The organism is Plantibacter sp. AC185 (assembly GCF_979258065.1).
In genome coordinates this window covers 2,345,336-2,363,310 of record NZ_OZ409831.1, presented here as the reverse complement: position 1 = coordinate 2,363,310, position 17,975 = coordinate 2,345,336, and the positions used below count along the sequence as shown (strand labels likewise).

Here is a 17,975-nt window from a genome sequence, read left to right as displayed (position 1 = left end):
GTTTAGCGCTCCTCTCGGAATTCAACGTGCTTGCGCACTACGGGGTCGTACTTCTTGAGCACGAGACGGTCTGGGTTGTTGCGACGGTTCTTCTTGGTCACGTACGTGTAACCGGTACCAGCCGTCGAACGGAGCTTGATGATTGGACGGACGTCCTGCTGCTTAGCCATTAGATCTTCACCCCACGAGCGAGAATGTCCTTGACGACGGATTCGATGCCACGGGCGTCGATCACCTTGATGCCTTTGGCGGACACCTTCAGGGTGACGTTACGACGCAGCGAGGGCACGTAGTAGGTCTTCTTCTGCACGTTCGGGTCGAAGCGGCGCTTCGTGCGACGGTGCGAGTGCGAGATGTTGTGACCGAAGCCGGGAACGGCTCCTGTCACCTGGCACACTGCTGCCATAGTAGTTTCTCCTTCATTACCGCAGGGCGACTGCCCTGCCCAAGATCTCTTGTCGGCGTGCGCGATCCCGGTCTGCGTGAGCGGTGGGGATCGTGGACACGATGTGGACATGGAGCGTCCACACCAAGGGTCAAGCGTACGCTGTGACCAGGCGTTTTGCAAATTCTTGTTTCTCGTACTTAACGCAAAATGGCCACCCAAGAACCTTGGGTGGCCATTTCAACGAAGAAGTCCGGCGGTGTCCTACTCTCCCACAGGGTCCCCCCTGCAGTACCATCGGCGCAAAGAGTCTTAGCTTCCGGGTTCGGAATGTGACCGGGCGTTTCCCTCTCGCTATGGCCGCCGAAACACTATTGATGTATCAAAGTGAACAAGCAAACCAACACGCTGTGCGAACACAGTGGTGTTGTTTGCGGGTTCTCGACCGTACATCGAGAACCACTCAGTGGACGCGTAGCATCTTCGTATTCAAACAAAGAAAGTGTTATCAAATTATCGGCTTATTAGTACCGGTCAGCTCCGAGAGTCTTTCGTCCTCTCTTCCACATCCGGCCTATCAACCCAGTAGTCTGGCTGGGAGCCTCTCGCCCGAAGGCATGGAAATCTCATCTTAAGGCCGGCTTCCCGCTTAGATGCTTTCAGCGGTTATCCATCCCGAACGTAGCTAATCAGCGGTGCTCCTGGCGGAACAACTGACACACCAGAGGTTCGTCCAACCCGGTCCTCTCGTACTAGGGTCAGATCCTTTCAAATTTCCTGCGCGCGCAGCGGATAGGGACCGAACTGTCTCACGACGTTCTAAACCCAGCTCGCGTACCGCTTTAATGGGCGAACAGCCCAACCCTTGGGACCTACTCCAGCCCCAGGATGCGACGAGCCGACATCGAGGTGCCAAACCATGCCGTCGATATGGACTCTTGGGCAAGATCAGCCTGTTATCCCCGAGGTACCTTTTATCCGTTGAGCGACAGCGCTTCCACAAGCCACTGCCGGATCACTAGTCCCGACTTTCGTCCCTGCTCGACTTGTCAGTCTCACAGTCAAGCTCCCTTGTGCACTTACACTCGACACCTGATTGCCAACCAGGTTGAGGGAACCTTTGGGCGCCTCCGTTACTTTTTGGGAGGCAACCGCCCCAGTTAAACTACCCACCAGGCACTGTCCCTGAACCGGATTACGGTTCGAAGTTAGATATCCAGAGTGACCAGAGTGGTATTTCAACAATGACTCCACCTGAACTAGCGTCCAAGCTTCAAAGTCTCCCACCTATCCTACACAAGCCACACCGAACACCAATACCAAGCTGTAGTAAAGGTCACGGGGTCTTTCCGTCCTGCTGCGCGTAACGAGCATCTTTACTCGTAATGCAATTTCGCCGAGTTCGCGGTTGAGACAGCTGGGAAGTCGTTACGCCATTCGTGCAGGTCGGAACTTACCCGACAAGGAATTTCGCTACCTTAGGATGGTTATAGTTACCACCGCCGTTTACTGGGGCTTAAATTCTCAGCTTCGCCTTGCGGCTAACCGTTCCTCTTAACCTTCCAGCACCGGGCAGGCGTCAGTCCGTATACATCGTCTTGCGACTTGGCACGGACCTGTGTTTTTAGTAAACAGTCGCTTCCCACTGGTCTCTGCGGCCTTCAAACGCTTTCGGAGCAAGTCCTAATACGCCTCAGGCCCCCCTTCTCCCGAAGTTACGGGGGCATTTTGCCGAGTTCCTTAACCACGATTCTCTCGATCTCCTTAGTATTCTCTACCTGACCACCTGAGTCGGTTTGGGGTACGGGCCACTAGAACCTCGCGTCGATGCTTTTCTTGGCAGCATAGGATCACCTACTATCCCTTACGGGTCCGTATCGTGTCTCAGCCTTCACGAGAGACGGATTTGCCTATCTCTCAGCCTACGCACTTACACCGGGACAACCATCGCCCGGCATAGGCTACCTTCCTGCGTCACACCTGTTAATACGCTAAACGCACCAGCATGGGGTCGAGCGTTAGACCGGACCCATCATCCCCGAAGGGAATCAGTCGTCCGGGTTAGGACTCTTAGCACCACTGGATTGTCTTGGGCGGTTCTTCGCGGGTACGGGAATATCAACCCGTTGTCCATCGACTACGCCTGTCGGCCTCGCCTTAGGTCCCGACTTACCCAGGGAAGATTAGCTTGACCCTGGAACCCTTGGTCTTTCGGAGGACATGTTTCTCACATGTCTTTCGCTACTCATGCCTGCATTCTCACTCGTGTAGCGTCCACGGCTGGTTTACACCGCCGCTTCACTCGCCACACGACGCTCTCCTACCCATCAATACGGCTGGACCACGAAGGCCTACCAAAAATATCAATGCCACAACTTCGGTGGCGTGCTTGAGCCCCGTTACATTGTCGGCGCGGAATCACTTGACCAGTGAGCTATTACGCACTCTTTCAAGGGTGGCTGCTTCTAAGCCAACCTCCTGGTTGTCTGTGCAACTCCACATCCTTTCCCACTTAGCACGCGCTTTGGGACCTTAGTTGGTGGTCTGGGTTGTTTCCCTCTCGACGATGAAGCTTATCCCCCACCGTCTCACTGCTGCGCTCTCACTTACCGGCATTCGGAGTTTGGCTGACGTCAGTAAGCTTTTGGGCCCCATCGGCCATCCAGTAGCTCTACCTCCGGCAAGAAACACGCAACGCTGCACCTAAATGCATTTCGGAGAGAACCAGCTATCACGAAGTTTGATTGGCCTTTCACCCCTATCCACAGCTCATCCCCTCAGTTTTCAACCTAAGTGGGTTCGGTCCTCCACGACGTCTTACCGTCGCTTCAACCTGGCCATGGATAGATCACTTCGCTTCGGGTCTAGGACATGCGACTGAATCGCCCTATTCAGACTCGCTTTCGCTACGGCTACCCCACACGGGTTAACCTCGCCACATATCGCTAACTCGCAGGCTCATTCTTCAAAAGGCACGCTGTCACACCAACAAGGGTGCTCCAACGGTTTGTAAGCAAACGGTTTCAGGTACTATTTCACTCCCCTCCCGGGGTACTTTTCACCTTTCCCTCACGGTACTTGTCCGCTATCGGTCATCTGGGAGTATTTAGGCTTATCAGGTGGTCCTGACAGATTCACACGGGATTTCTCGGGCCCCGTGCTACTTGGGATACTCCTCGCACGATTGCAGCATTTCGACTACCGGGCTGGCACCGTCTCTGGCTGGGCTTTCAATCCCATTCGTCTATACCACGTTCTAATGCTCCCCGAATATCAGTTCGGAGTGAGAAGTCCCACAACCCCGGACATGCAACGCCTGATAGCTATCACACATGCCCGGTTTAGCCTCTTCCGATTTCGCTCGCCACTACTGACGGAATCACTGTTGTTTTCTCTTCCTGGGGGTACTGAGATGTTTCACTTCCCCCCGTTCCCTCTACCCGCCCTATATATTCAGGCGGGAGTCACCAGATCACCACAAGGGGCCTGGCGGGGTTTCCCCATTCGGAAATCCTCGGATCACAGCTCGTTTATCAGCTCCCCGAGGCTTATCGCAGATTACTACGTCCTTCTTCGGCTCCAGATGCCAAGGCATCCACCGTTTGCTCTTAGAAATTTGAAATCACATGAGTTTGAATCGATCGGCACCAGTTACCTGATGCAGATTGACCAATGATCAACATCACTTCCGAAGAAGTATGTTTTGATCTTTGTGATCCACAACCCCGAAGGGTCATGAATCTAAGATGCTCGCGTCCACTGTGTAGTTCTCAAAGTACGGGCGGTACCTCTCTCCTTGACCATTGATGTCAAGCAAAAGAGGCCCTGAGGTTCGTCCTTCCTCCACCGAAGCGGAGAAGATCCGGTCCCTCAGGACCCAACAGCGTGCATATGCAAACCCTCCAGCCGGCCACCGTTCCAATCTCCCGAAGAAGACGTACTTGCTGGCAGACTCTCACGTCTGCATCAATGTCAATGTTCCACCCATGAGCGCCACCCGAGAACATTCGTCTCAGTGTGACTTGGCAACGTAAACCTCGCTGTATACAGACGAGCGTTGCACATGCTCCTTAGAAAGGAGGTGATCCAGCCGCACCTTCCGGTACGGCTACCTTGTTACGACTTAGTCCTAATTACCGATCCCACCTTAGACAGCTCCATCCTTGCGGTTAGGCCACTGGCTTCGGGTGTTACCGACTTTCATGACTTGACGGGCGGTGTGTACAAGGCCCGGGAACGTATTCACCGCAGCGTTGCTGATCTGCGATTACTAGCGACTCCGACTTCATGAGGTCGAGTTGCAGACCTCAATCCGAACTGGGACCAGCTTTTTGGGATTCGCTCCACCTTACGGTATTGCAGCCCTTTGTACTGGCCATTGTAGCATGCGTGAAGCCCAAGACATAAGGGGCATGATGATTTGACGTCGTCCCCACCTTCCTCCGAGTTGACCCCGGCAGTATCCCATGAGTTCCCACCATTACGTGCTGGCAACATAGAACGAGGGTTGCGCTCGTTGCGGGACTTAACCCAACATCTCACGACACGAGCTGACGACAACCATGCACCACCTGTTTACGAGTGTCCAAAGAGTTGACCATTTCTGGCCCGTTCTCGTATATGTCAAGCCTTGGTAAGGTTCTTCGCGTTGCATCGAATTAATCCGCATGCTCCGCCGCTTGTGCGGGCCCCCGTCAATTCCTTTGAGTTTTAGCCTTGCGGCCGTACTCCCCAGGCGGGGCGCTTAATGCGTTAGCTACGACACGGAAACCGTGGAATGGTCCCCACATCTAGCGCCCAACGTTTACGGGGTGGACTACCAGGGTATCTAAGCCTGTTTGCTCCCCACCCTTTCGCTCCTCAGCGTCAGTAGCGGCCCAGAGATCTGCCTTCGCCATCGGTGTTCCTCCTGATATCTGCGCATTCCACCGCTACACCAGGAATTCCAATCTCCCCTACCGCACTCTAGTCTGCCCGTACCCACTGCAGACCCGAGGTTGAGCCTCGGGATTTCACAGCAGACGCGACAAACCGCCTACGAGCTCTTTACGCCCAATAATTCCGGACAACGCTTGCACCCTACGTATTACCGCGGCTGCTGGCACGTAGTTAGCCGGTGCTTTTTCTGCAGGTACCGTCACTTTCGCTTCTTCCCTGCTAAAAGAGGTTTACAACCCGAAGGCCGTCGTCCCTCACGCGGCGTTGCTGCATCAGGCTTTCGCCCATTGTGCAATATTCCCCACTGCTGCCTCCCGTAGGAGTCTGGGCCGTGTCTCAGTCCCAGTGTGGCCGGTCACCCTCTCAGGCCGGCTACCCGTCGTCGCCTTGGTGAGCCGTTACCTCACCAACAAGCTGATAGGCCGCGAGTCCATCCTTGACCAAAATTCTTTCCAGCAACTCACCATGCGGTGGAAGCTCGTATCCGGTATTAGACGTCGTTTCCAACGCTTATCCCAGAGTCAAGGGCAGGTTACTCACGTGTTACTCACCCGTTCGCCACTAATCCACCCAGCAAGCTGGGCTTCATCGTTCGACTTGCATGTGTTAAGCACGCCGCCAGCGTTCGTCCTGAGCCAGGATCAAACTCTCCGTAAATGTTGAATTGCACGACCACCGAAGTGACCGGCACATTTCGCGCACCATGCCACCGGAATAGGTGAACACGATGCAAGTTTGAAACTGACAGAACAAATCATTACTGACTTGCTTTGTTTTGTTTAAATGTTTTCCAAAGGAATCTCTTACAACATCAACCAACCGAAAAGGAAGGCATCAATTGCACGAGGTTTTTGGCATTTGACATTGTGCACGCTGTTGAGTTCTCAAGGATCGGATGCTCCTGCCTTTGGCCATCACGACCGCCCTGCAGGGCAACTTCTCTATCTTACATCTTCCCGGCTTGTTGTCAACTTGGCGTTTCAGCCGCTCTGCGAACAGAGTCATGCTGAGCACGAGTGACACCAGGAGGAAGTCATCCAACCGAGACTTGAAACGATAACATCGAAATGTTCTCGCTTTTGGCTGGGGATTGTCCCCGCTTGAGGCCGAGAAGCTCTTCCGCTTCCCGCACCTTTGGGGTGACGAGTGATTACTCTACGTGTGTCTCGGGATCGTGGCAAATTCCGCTTGCATCCCGGGCGTGTCGCCCGGAATCACGCGGTTTTCGCCGAGGCGGCCTCGAACGGGTCGGCACAGGGTCACTGTGCGACACCCGTGCCGGCGCACCAGGACAGGTCGAACCCGGCCTGCGTCCCGACCACCTTGCCGGTGCGGGCGTCGACGACCTCGATCTCGGGACCGTTGGGCATCGGCGCGTTGGCGTACCCGTCGAAGCCGGCCTTCGCGAAGTCGGGGACGACGACGACCGCGACGTACTCCGCGTTCGGGCTCGCGCACAGTGACCAGATGACGGCACCCGGCTCAGGTCGATAGAGCTCGGCGGTCGCGCCGTCCTTGATCGCCAGTACCCGCTGCTCCGTGGTTCCGGCGGAGCGGTCGTAGTCGGCGTAGATCCTGGCCGACAGGGACTCGGACAGTGCGACGAGTTGTCCAGGGATCTCGGTGGGCGCCACCGAGGGCAGGACGAACGGTTCGCTCTTCCCCGTCGCGAGGTCGAGCACGACCACACCGTCGACCTGCTCGATGACGACCTTGGTGGTGCCCGGGATGTAGCTCGAGATGAGGGAGGCCCGGCCGAGCAGCACCGGATCGGTCGTCGCGGCAGGATCGAGCAGCTCGAGCGAGTTGTCCACCGTGCGGACGAGCATCGAGGAGGTCCGGGGCACGAACGACCACTCCGCCGCCTGGACCGCAGCCCCGTCGATCCCGCCGACCCGGGCGGCCTCCGTCGGTTTCCCCTGCCGCAGCTCGAACGAGTACAACGTGAGGTTGTCGCCGCCATCGCGACCGAACGACTGCTCCGTGAACAGGAAGCCCACCCGACTCTGCGCCGGAGCGGTCTGCAAGGAGGTGATCATCCCACCCATCGGAAGGGCCACCTCCTGGGTACTCCCATCGGTCGTGTCCACCACCACGATGCGACCGAGCCCGCTCGTCTCCTGCTGCACGACGATCAGGGAGTCACCGATCGTCGCGAACTCCTGGATCTTCGCCGCTTCGTACGCGGTCTCGGGTTCACCACCGCCGATCGAGAGGCGCACGATCCGGTCATCCTGCTTCGTCGCCGCCGAGCCGCCGTCCTTGACCGGACTCCGCACGAGGGAGAACCCCTCGACGGGCGGCGTCGAGAACGACGTGGTGAGCGTGGCCGCCGGTCCGCCACCCGGCGCGGTGACCCCGTCGACCGTGATCCGGTAGTCCGTCGCGTAGGCGAGCGGCTCGGGGAACACCAGCGTGATGCCGCCGGCCCCGGTACTGACGTCGAAGTCGGCTGCAGGCTCGATGCGCACCCGGTCCGAGCCGAGATCCGCGATCGGTTGGTTCACCGCAAGGACGACCCGCTGGCCCCAGGACTCCACGAGTCCGGTCGGATCGACCACCGTACGGACGAGCTTCGGTCCCTGGGTCAAGCCCACGACGGCCGCGCCGCCGCCGATGACGACGAGCGCGATCAGCACGATCACGACCAGTCGGCCGAAACCGCTCCGGTCGCCGGTGGCCTGGGTCGACCGGCCTCGTGCAGCATCCCGGCGATCAGTAGTCATACGGGTCCGCCGGCTCCTCGACCTTGTCGACCTTCGCCGTCCCGACCACCAACGGCAGATGCGAGGCGTCGCTCGCGGTGAGCGCGCCCGAGACCTCGACCCAGTCGCCGGGCTTGAGCTGTTGGTCCCAACCGTCGAGCTGCACAGGCACACCGACCGGCTGGGCGTCCACGGCGCAGCAGTTCACGACGAACCGCGAGACGTAGAAGACGTCGGCCGCGTCCGGATCGGCGATCACGAAGCCGACCCCGGTGAAGGCTCGCCCCTCCAGGTCGGCGGGACGCGTCGTCTGGCGCAACAGCGTGGCCCAGTCCTTGATGCCGAAGGTGCTGAAGTCCGGGTTCGAGGTCAGCACCGTCTGGGCGTCCTGCCCCTGGACCTCCCCCGCGAGCGTGCCGGAGTTCACCGCGCGCTGGTCGGCCGTCGCGACCGAGAGCGTCGACGGCGGGAGCACCACCATCGCGCCGACCACCGCGAGACTGCCCACGACGGAGGCGAGCTGCAGCGCCGTTCGCCCACGACGCCTCGGCACCTCCTCGACATCCACATGGACGAGGACGCTGACGATGCCGAGCGCGACCGCGATGAGCGCCATGATGACCGTGAACACGAAGTAGCGCGGGTGGATGTACAGCCCGAGGCGGTCGGTCAGCGCGAGCCAGAGGATGCACACGGCGGCGGTGACGAGCAGCAGCACGCCCCACCATCGCTGCCGGAGGCGTTCGAGCAGTGGGACGCGGCGACCGCCGACCGCCGACGTCTCGGCGTACGCGTGTCCATGGGTGGCGTTCTGATCAGGCAAGGGCGTTCACTCCGAATCCGAGGGCCGCCGAGAACAGCACGGCGACCGCGGTGATGATCACGAGGGTCCTGGTCGTGTAGGTGGTGCGCATGAGCGCGAGCATCTTGACGTCGACGACGGGGCCGAGGACGAGGAAGGCGACGATCGAGCCGGGCATGAACGTCGATCCGAAGGACAGCACGAAGAAGGCGTCGACGTTCGAGCAGATCGAGACGATCACGGCGAGCGTCATCATCGCGAGCACCGACCAGACGGGGTTCGCGCCGAGGGTGACGAGCACCTCCCGCGGCACGAGCACCTGCACGGCGCCGGCCACGGCCGAACCGATGAGCAGCGCCGGCATGATCGCGCGCGCTTCGGCGACGAACTGCTGCAGGCTGCGCTCCACCTTCGTGTGCTCGTGCCCGTGCTGCTCGGTCACCTCGCAGCTGGCTTGGAAGGTCGGCGTGAGCAGCGAGCTGGGGTCGGGGTGCTTGCTGAAGAGCCACCCGATGAGGTTCGCGAGCAGGAACCCACCGACGAGCCGGGCGACGAGGATCCCGCCGTCCCAGCCGAAGGCCTGATGCGTCGTGACGATGACGATGGGGTTGAGGATCGGCGCCGCGAGCAGGAAGGTGATCGACTCCGGCACCGTGAACCCGCGCACGATGAGGCCGCGGGCGAGTGGGACGTTGCCGCACTCGCAGACCGGCAGGAACATGCCGAGCAGTGAGATGCAGGCTCGGCGGAGGATCGGCTGCGTCGGCAACCACCGCTCGAGCCAGCCGTCGGGAAGCCAGATCTGCACGAGGATCGACAGCACGATGCCGAGCACCACGAACGGCAGGGACTCCACCACCACGCTGAGCGTCAGGGTCACGAAGTCGCGCACCGCGGTGGGCGGGGTGAGCGCCTCACCGAGCGGCATGAGCGCCCGGAGCACGAAGAGCCCGACCACCACGAGCAGTGCGACACCGATCAGGAGCGGTGTCCGCAGGTTCCGCGGATCACGTCCTTCGGTGCGACCCCAGTGCTCCGCGCCGTCGTCGTCGGGCGCGGTCCAGTCGTCGTCGACCCCGAGGGTTCCGGTCGTCCTGCTCACTCCGGCCTCACGCGCGCTGGGCCGCCGCCGAGCAGTTCTCGCAGAGCCCGAAGACGTCGACGACGTGCTTCGCCTCGGTGAACCCGTGCTGCGACGCGACCGAGCGCGCCCAGGCTTCGACCTCGTCGGCCTCGATCTCGATGGTGAGACCACAGTTGCGGCAGATGAGGTGGTGATGGTGGGTGCCCGGCGTGCAGGCGCGGTAGAGGTTCTCGCCCTCCGGCGACTGCAAGGAGTCCGCTTCGCCCTCGACCGCGAGGTCGGAGAGGGCGCGGTACACGGTCGCGAGCCCGATCGGCGAACCGGTGTCGCGGAGTTCGGCGTGCAGACCCTGAGCGCTGATGAATCCGTCGTTGCCGCCGAGGGCCTCGCGGACAGCTTCTCGCTGCCAGGTGTTGCGCTTCGCCACGGGTGCTCCTGCCTGTCGCTTCAAGGGTACCCGGGAACCGCTCGGAGGACGCTCCGAAGCAGCCCCACGCGGACGCGCTGCACGGTCCAGGATCATCGTGCGACCTGGGCGTGCCGCGTCTCGCCGACGGGTGCCCGACGACCACGTCGCCCGGACGCGGTGCGCGGCCCGACGATGCGGCAGACGAGGTAGATGAGGAAGGAGATCGTCGTGATGTAGGGGCTGATCGGGAGCGATCCACCGATGGCGAGCAGGATGCCGCCGACCGCCGAGACGAAGCCGAAGAGCATGCTCAGCACCGGGACGAGCACGGGCGACGACGACACCCGGAGCGCCGCGGCCGCGGGCGTCACGAGCAGCGCGAGGACGAGCAGCGCACCGATGATCTGCACCGACACCGCGACCGTGAGCCCGAGCAGCACCATGAAGGCGAGCGAGACGAACCGGCTCGGCACCCCACGCGCTGCGGCGACGTCCGGGTCGAGGCTGTCGAAGCTGAGCGGTCGCCAGAGGAGGAGGAGGGCGACCAGCACGACGATGCTGATGACGATGAGCAGGCCGAGCTGCGGGTCGTCGACCGAGACGATCTGCCCCGTGAGGAGCCCGAACTTGTTCGCACTCCGGCCCGGATAGAGCGCGAGGAACAGGATGCCGAGGCCGAGGCCGAACGGCATGAGCACCCCGATGATCGAGTTGCGGTCGCGCGCTTTGGAGCCGAGCAAGCCGATGAGGATCGCCGCGACGAGAGACCCCGCGAGGGACCCGACAACGACGTTGGCCCCGAACAGCAGCGCGCCGGCAGCGCCGGCGAAGGACAGCTCGCTGATCCCGTGCACCGCGAACGCCATGTCCCGCTGCATGACGAACACACCGATGAGGCCACCGACGATGCCCAGGACCGCGCCGGCGATGATCGAGTTCTGCACGAGTTCGAGGAGTGCGCCGTAGTCCTGGAAGTTGAACAGGCGTCCCCAGAGGTCGTCGGTGTTCATGCGCCGACCCCCACCGCACCGGTGTGCGGATCGTCATGGTGATGGTGGTGGGTCTCGCTGTCGGGGATGCCGACCACGACGACCCGGCCGTGACTGCGGAGCACGTCGACGGGCGTGCCGTAGAGCTCCGACAGCACCTCGCTGCGGAGCACCTCGTCGGGGGTGCCCTCCCGGAACCGCCCGCCGGCGAGGTACAGGATGCGGTCGACCATGGGGAGCACCGGGTTCACGTCGTGGGTGACGAAGACCACCGCGGTGTCGTGCTCGCGTCGGCGCCGGTCGATGAGTTCGCTGACCCCGCGCTGATGCTGGAGGTCGAGGCTGAGCAGTGGTTCGTCGCAGAGGAGGAGGATCGGGTCGTCCGCGAGCGCCTGGGCGACGCGGAGCCGCTGCTGCTCACCGCCGGACAGGGTGCCCACGGCGCCGTCGGCGTAGGCGGTCGCGCCGACGGAGGCGATCAGCTCGTCGACCCGACGCTTCGTCGCCGCGGTGCGGATGGGGAGTCCGAAGCGGTGACCGTCGACGCCGAGGGCGACGAGATCGCGACCGCGCATCGGCGTGCCGGCGGGGATGAGCTTCTGCTGCGGGATGTAGCCGATGCGGCGGTCGCCGCGGCGCACCGGGCCTCCGGCGACCCTGATGGTCCCGCGGTCGAGCTGCTGCTGCCCGAGGATGGTGCGCAGCAGACTCGTCTTGCCGGAGCCGTTCGGGCCGAGCACGGCGAGGAACTCCCCCGGGCGCACCGAGAGGTCGAGGCCGTCCCAGAGCGTTCGTCCGCCGAACCCGAGCTCGGCCCCGGCGAGCGCGAGGACGTCGACGGGACCTGAGCCGTTGGTCGGACCGCTGGTCATCGATTCAGGGCGTCCGCCACGGCGTCGACGTTCTCGGTCATCCACGAGAGGTAGTCCTTGCCGTCCGGGAGGGTCTCGGTGAATGACAGCACCGGCACGCCTGCGTTCTCCGCGGCGGTCTTGACCTGCTCGGTCTCGCCGCCACTCGTCTGCTCATTGTAGGCAAGCAGCGCGACCGATCCGCCGCCGAAGAGGTCGAGCGTCTCCTTGAGGACGGTCGGTGACACGTCGGTGCCTTCCTCGATCGCCTCGCTGAACGCCTCGGGGGTGCGGTTCACGAGTCCGGCGCCCTCGAGCAGGTAGAGCGGGACGGGCTCGGTGATGGCGACGCCCTCGCCGTCGTGTGCGGTCTTGATCGCGGCCTGAGCCGTCTCGATCGTGCCGAGGGACTCGGTGAAGGCCTTCGCGTTCGCGGTGTACGTGGCGGCGTTCGCGCTATCGAGTTCGCCGAGCTCCTTGGCCAGCTCGTCGGCGAGCTTCGCCATCGTCGGGAAGCTGTACCAGACGTGCTCGTTGAAGCCCTCGATGTGGTCGTGGCCGTCGTCCTCGGCGTGCGCCTCGTCCGTGTGCTGCTCGTCGGCGTGGTCGTCGTCCGGGGCGAGGCCCGACAGGTCGACGACGTTGACGACCTCGACGGACTCGTTCTTGGCGGCGTCGAGGAGCGTGTCGACGAACGGGTCGTAGCCGCCGCCGTTCTCGATGACGAGGTCGGCGTTCTTGATGGAGAGCTGGTCCTGCGTGCTCGCCTCGTAGGAGTGCGGGTCCTGGGCTGCCGAGGAGATGAGCGAGGTCACCTCGACGTCCTTGCCGCCGATCTTCGAGGCGATGTCGCCGTACACGTTCGTGGAGGCGACGATGTTGATCTTGCCGTCGTCGGCCGCGCTCGACGCGCCGCTGCCGGAGCAGCCCGCGAGGACGAGGGCGGCTGCCGGGAAGATGGCCAAGGTTGGGAGCAGGGTGCGAGCGCGCATTGATGAACCTTCTCGATCGGGGTGAGAAGGCCAACGCTACGCCTATTGATACTGATTCTCAAAATCGCCCGGCTGGAAGGTTCCTGAGCAGGTGTACTCAGTCGAGCAGCAGCGCCGGCTCCTCGATGATCGACGCGACATCCGCCAGGAAGCGGCTCGCGACGTCGCCGTCCACCACGCGGTGATCGAAGGAGGCGCCGAGCGTCGTCACGAACCGACTGCGCACCTCGCCGTCGACGACCCACGGCTTCTGCTTGATCGTGCCGAGCGCGACGATGCCGACCTCGCCCGGGTTGAGGATCGGGGTGCCGGTGTCCATGCCGAAGACACCGATGTTCGTCACCGTGATCGTGCCGTTCTGCTGGTCGGCCGGCGGCGTCTTGCCGTCGCGGGCCGTGAGCGTGAGGGTCTCGAGGGCGCGCGCCAGCTCGAGCAGGCTCATCGCTTGCGCCTCCTTGACGTTCGGGACGATCAGTCCGCGCGGTGTCGCGGCGGCGACGCCGAGGTTCACGTAGTGGCGGACGATGATCTCCTGGTCCGTCCACTCGCTGTTGACCGTGGGGTTGCGGCGAACCGCCCAGATCATCGCCTTGGCCATGATGAGCAGCGGCGAGACCTTGACGCCGGCGAAGTCCGTCGAGTTCTTCAGGCGCTTGACGAACTCCATCGTGCGCGTCGCGTCGACGTCGACGAAGAGGGAGACGTGCGGCGCGGTGAAGGCACTGCGGGTCATGGCCGTCGCGATGGCCTTGCGGACGCCCTTGACCGGGATGCGCTCCTCGCGCTCGTCGGCCCACTCCGGCGTCTCGATGTTGCGGAACACGCTCGCCTGGCTGGCCTCACGGATGACGTCGTCGCGGGTGATCTCCCCCGCGAGCCCGGTGCCCTCGATGGCCGTGAGGTCGACCTCGAGGTCCTTCGCGAGCTTCCGGATCGGCGGCTTGGCGATGACCGGCAGCGCGGACGCGGCGGGGATGCTCGACGGCGGCTGGCGGCGCACGGGCGGCTGCGGGGTGACGGCCGGGCTCGCCGGCTCGACGACCGGCGTCGCACCACGGCCACGGCGACGGCTCGAGGTGCTGCCGGCGCTGCCGTATCCGACGAGCACGGCGCCAGGGCGCGGCTCTTCGGCAGGAGAGACGCTCGCCGCGGTGTCGGCGGCCAGCGTGGCCTCCTCCGACTCGACGACCGCCGGTGCGGGCGCAGTCGGCTCGGCGGTCGCTGCCCCACCACCGGTGCTCACGCTGATGATGGGCGTCCCGACGTCGACGGTCTGGCCCTCCTGGACGAGCAGGGCGCCGACGGTGCCGGCGAACGGCGACGGGAGTTCGACGAGCGACTTCGCGGTCTCGATCTCGACCAGCACCTGGTTGACCGAGACGGCGTCGCCCGGCGCGACCTTCCATGCGACGATCTCGGCCTCGGTCAGGCCTTCGCCGACGTCCGGCAGTTCGAACTGGAGATCACTCATCGTGGTTCCTCGTCTTCCTTCGGTGTTCAGTACGCCAGCGAGCGATCGACGGCCTCGAGGATGCGGTCGGCATCCGGGAGGTAGACGCCTTCGAGTTTCGCCGGCGGGAACGGGGTGTCGAACCCGGACACCCGAAGAACGGGTGCCTCGAGCGAGTAGAAGGCGCGCTCGGTGACGGTCGCCGCGATCTCCGAGCCGACGCTCGTGAAGCCGGGCGCCTCCTGCACGTAGACGAGGCGGCCGGTCCGGCGGACGGATTCGACGAGCGGGTCGTAGTCGATGGGCGACAGCGAGCGCATGTCGACGACCTCGACGCTCGTGCCCTCGGTGGCGGCGAGTTCGGCCGCCTGCAGCATGACGCTCACGATCGCGCCGTGTCCGGCGAGGGTGACCTCCGTGCCTGTGCGGACGATGCGGCTACCGTGCAGTGGGGCGGCCGAGCCGTCGAGGTCGACCTCGCCCTTCGGCCAGTAGCGGCTCTTCGGCTCGAGGAAGACGACCGGGTCGTTCGAGGCGATGGCCTCCTGGATCATCCAGTAGGCGTCGTTCGGGGTCGACGGGCTGACGACGCGCAGACCGGCGGTGTGGGCGAAGTACGCCTCGGGGCTCTCCTGGTGGTGCTCGACCGCGCCGATGTGTCCGCCGTAGGGGATCCGGATGACGACGGGCATCTGCAGCTTGCCCTCGTGCCGGTTGGTGAGCTTCGCGAGCTGCGTCGTGATCTGGTTGAAGGCCGGGAACACGAAGCCGTCGAACTGGATCTCGCACACCGGACGGTAGCCGCGCATGGCGAGGCCGATCGCGGTGCCGACGATGCCGGACTCCGCAAGCGGGGTGTCGAGCACGCGGTCGCCGCCGAACTCGGCGTGCAAGCCCTCGGTGACGCGGAAGACGCCGCCGAGCGGGCCGATGTCCTCGCCCATCAGCAGGACCTTGTCGTCCTCGGTCATCGCCTTCCGGAGGCCGGCGTTCAGCGCCTTGGCCATCGGCATGGTGGTCATCGTCATGCGTTGCCTCCTTCGAGCGAGGCCTCGTAGCGTTCGAGCCAGGCCTGCTGCTCGACCATGAGCGGGTGCGGTTCGGAGTAGACGCCCTCGAACATGAGCTCGGGACCGGGCGCCTCGAGTGCGAGCGTGCGCACGCGGGTGTCCTCGGCGAGCGCAGCGGCCTCCTCGTCGACCTCGGCGAAGAACGCGTCCGAAGCGCCGAGCCCCTGGAGGTACGTCTTGAACCGGACGATCGGGTCGCGGGCGATCCAGGACTGGAGTTCGTCGTCGGTGCGGTACTTCGTCGGGTCGTCGCTCGTGGTGTGGGCGCCGACGCGGTAGGTCATCGCCTCGATGAGGCTCGGGCCGTGGCCGGCGCGGGCGTCGTCGAGGTGCTTCGCCGCCGTCGCGTAGCTCGCGAGGACGTCGTTGCCGTCAATGCGGACGCTGTCGAGGCCGAACCCGGCGGCGCGCTGGTAGAGCGGCTCGCGGGCCTGGCGGGAGACGGGGACGGAGATGGCCCACTGGTTGTTCTGCAGGAAGAACACCTGCGGCGTCTGGTAGCTGGCGGCGTAGATGTACGCCTCGTTCGCGTCACCCTCGGAGCTCGAGCCGTCGCCGAAGTAGACGAGCACGGCCGTGTCGCGGTCGGGGTCGCCGGTGCCGACGGCCTTGTCGAAGTTCAGGCCCATCGCGTAGCCGGTCGCGTGCAGGGTCTGAGCGGCGAGCACGAGGGTGTACAGGTGCATGTTGCCGTTGGACGGATCTGCCGGGTCCCAGCCGCCGTGCGTGTTGCCGCGCATGAGGCGGACGATGTCGATGGGGTCGACACCGCGGATCATCGCGACGACGTGTTCGCGGTAGGAGGGGAAGATGTGGTCCTGGGCTCGCGCCGCACGGGCCGAACCGACCTGTGCCGCCTCCTGCCCGTGACTCGGCGGCCACAGCGCCATCTGGCCCTGGCGCTGCAGGTTCGTCGCCTCGATGTCGAAGGCGCGGACGTTCGCCATGTCTCGGTAGAACTGCTGCAGGTCGGTCTCGGTCAGGCGATCGAGGAACGGCTGATAGCGCTCCGCGTGTTCGTTCGGCGCGAAGGTGCCGGCCGCGTCGATGAACTGGACGCTGGGCACGGTGGGGTCGTCTCCGGAACGGCTCATCGTGAGCGCACTCCCTCTCGTGTCGGGTGGTCGGCCGGCAGTCCGGCGAGGATCTCTGCAGCGGCGGCGAGGAGCGGTTCGATCGACTCGGCTTCACCGATCGAGATGCGGACGCCGTCGCCGGGGAAGGCGCGGCCGACGATGCCGTGCGCGAGGAAGGTCTCGTTCGCCGCGGCCGTCTGCTCGCCGAGGCCGAACCAGACGAAGTTGCCCTGTGCCGCGGGGATGAACCAGCCCTGCTCGCGGAGTGCGGCGGCGAGGTCGTCGCGTCGTGCGGTGATGACCGCGACGCGGGCTCGGATGTCCTCGGCGTTCGCGAGTCCGGCGATGGCCGCCTGCTGCGCCGGCGCGGTGCTGGAGAGCGGGATGGCCGCGTTGCGGGCGCCGTCGAGGACGAGCTCGTGGCCGATGGCCCAGCCGACGCGGAGGCCGGCGAGTCCGTAGGCCTTCGAGAAGGTGCGGAGCACGACGAGGTTCGGGTGCTCGTCGAGGAGCGGGATGCCGTTCACGGCGTCATCGTCGGTGACGAACTCGCGGTAGGCCTCGTCGAGGAGGACGAGCACGTCGGACGGCACGGAGCGGAGGAAGGCGAGGAAGGCGGCGCGCTCGACGACCGGGCCGGTGGGGTTGTTCGGCGTGCAGACGATGACGACGCGGGTGCGGTCGGTGACGGCTGCGGCCATCGCCTCGAGGTCGTGGGAGCCGTCGGGCCGGTTCGGGACGCGCACCGATGTTGCTCCGGCGACGGTCACGAGACCCGGGTAGGCCTCGAAGGAGCGCCAGGCGAAGACGACCTCGTCTCCCGGACCGGCGGTCGCGGTGATGAACTGGCTGAGGAGTGCGACCGAGCCCGCCCCGATGTGGATGCGTTCCGGCGTGACCCCGTTGGCTTCGGCGAGCGCCGTGCGCAATGCGAGTGCGGCGCCGTCGGGGTAGCGGTGGGAGTCCGCAGCCGTGTCGGTGATGGCCGAGAGGACGGCGTCGAGCGGCGGGAACGGGACCTCGTTGCTGGAGAGCTTGAAGGCGTCGGGTGCGGCCGGCTTGCCCTGACGGTAGGGCGGCAGATCTGCGATCTCCGGACGGAGACGGACCGGGCTCCGGCCCGGCTGAGCGGCCGGCTGGGCGGTGGTTGGCAGGTTGTCACTCACTCGACGAGTCTAGGCCGCGAAGGATACCTGCGTCGGAATGCAGTGCGCCGGTCCGAAT

General features: G+C 64.0%; 13 protein-coding genes and 3 rRNA genes. All 16 read right to left on the bottom strand.

Annotated features, from left to right (window positions below; all coding sequences use genetic code 11):
* Positions 1-2 precede the first annotated feature (2 nt).
* Positions 3-170 (bottom strand): 50S ribosomal protein L33, encoded by a 168-nt coding sequence (gene rpmG / locus ACZZZB_RS11255; protein WP_056010525.1) that lies wholly within the window; start codon positions 168-170, stop codon positions 3-5.
* Positions 170-406, bottom strand: coding sequence for a 50S ribosomal protein L28 (rpmB, locus tag ACZZZB_RS11250; RefSeq protein ID WP_056010522.1), 237 nt, complete (start codon positions 404-406; stop codon positions 170-172). Before rpmB ends, rpmG begins: the two co-directional genes overlap by 1 nt.
* A gap of 230 nt (positions 407-636) precedes the next feature.
* Positions 637-753, bottom strand: a 5S ribosomal RNA gene (gene rrf / locus ACZZZB_RS11245).
* A 136-nt stretch (positions 754-889) separates the two neighbouring features.
* Positions 890-4,007, bottom strand: a 23S ribosomal RNA gene (locus tag ACZZZB_RS11240).
* 452 nt (positions 4,008-4,459) lie between these two features.
* Positions 4,460-5,980 (bottom strand): 16S ribosomal RNA (locus ACZZZB_RS11235).
* The 16S, 23S and 5S rRNA genes sit together here, the layout of an rRNA operon.
* Before the next feature lie 602 nt (positions 5,981-6,582).
* Entirely contained in the window at positions 6,583-8,049 is a 1,467-nt protein-coding gene (locus tag ACZZZB_RS11230) for a hypothetical protein (RefSeq protein WP_463529699.1), read from the bottom strand.
* Positions 8,039-8,851, bottom strand: a complete 813-nt coding sequence (locus ACZZZB_RS11225; protein WP_229940380.1) for a TIGR03943 family putative permease subunit — start codon at positions 8,849-8,851, stop codon at positions 8,039-8,041. Before ACZZZB_RS11225 ends, ACZZZB_RS11230 begins: the two co-directional genes overlap by 11 nt.
* Positions 8,844-9,932, bottom strand: coding sequence for a permease (locus tag ACZZZB_RS11220; protein WP_369821859.1), 1,089 nt, complete (start codon positions 9,930-9,932; stop codon positions 8,844-8,846). Before ACZZZB_RS11220 ends, ACZZZB_RS11225 begins: the two co-directional genes overlap by 8 nt.
* 7 nt (positions 9,933-9,939) lie before the next feature.
* Positions 9,940-10,341, bottom strand: a complete 402-nt coding sequence (locus tag ACZZZB_RS11215) for a Fur family transcriptional regulator (RefSeq protein WP_079704165.1) — start codon at positions 10,339-10,341, stop codon at positions 9,940-9,942.
* Between the two features lie 92 nt (positions 10,342-10,433).
* Positions 10,434-11,333 carry a metal ABC transporter permease gene (locus ACZZZB_RS11210; RefSeq protein ID WP_085511689.1) on the bottom strand — a complete coding sequence of 300 codons (900 nt, stop codon included), beginning with the start codon at positions 11,331-11,333 and terminating at the stop codon, positions 10,434-10,436.
* The gene (locus tag ACZZZB_RS11205; protein ID WP_229940379.1) at positions 11,330-12,184 is read right to left on the bottom strand and encodes a metal ABC transporter ATP-binding protein; all 855 of its coding nucleotides are present in this window, start codon (positions 12,182-12,184) and stop codon (positions 11,330-11,332) included. Before ACZZZB_RS11205 ends, ACZZZB_RS11210 begins: the two co-directional genes overlap by 4 nt.
* On the bottom strand, positions 12,181-13,155 hold the full coding sequence (locus tag ACZZZB_RS11200) for a metal ABC transporter solute-binding protein, Zn/Mn family (protein ID WP_463529698.1): 975 nt from the start codon (positions 13,153-13,155) through the stop codon (positions 12,181-12,183). Before ACZZZB_RS11200 ends, ACZZZB_RS11205 begins: the two co-directional genes overlap by 4 nt.
* A gap of 97 nt (positions 13,156-13,252) precedes the next feature.
* Positions 13,253-14,626, bottom strand: coding sequence for a dihydrolipoamide acetyltransferase family protein (locus ACZZZB_RS11195; protein ID WP_194642705.1), 1,374 nt, complete (start codon positions 14,624-14,626; stop codon positions 13,253-13,255).
* Between the two features lie 26 nt (positions 14,627-14,652).
* Positions 14,653-15,633, bottom strand: a complete 981-nt coding sequence (locus ACZZZB_RS11190; protein WP_370282136.1) for an alpha-ketoacid dehydrogenase subunit beta — start codon at positions 15,631-15,633, stop codon at positions 14,653-14,655.
* Entirely contained in the window at positions 15,630-16,769 is a 1,140-nt protein-coding gene (locus tag ACZZZB_RS11185; protein WP_086472326.1) for a thiamine pyrophosphate-dependent dehydrogenase E1 component subunit alpha, read from the bottom strand. The genes ACZZZB_RS11190 and ACZZZB_RS11185 overlap by 4 nt, the downstream gene beginning before the upstream one ends.
* On the bottom strand, positions 16,766-17,917 hold the full coding sequence (locus ACZZZB_RS11180; RefSeq protein WP_229940375.1) for a histidinol-phosphate transaminase: 1,152 nt from the start codon (positions 17,915-17,917) through the stop codon (positions 16,766-16,768). Before ACZZZB_RS11180 ends, ACZZZB_RS11185 begins: the two co-directional genes overlap by 4 nt.
* Between the last annotated feature and the right edge of the window lie 58 nt (positions 17,918-17,975).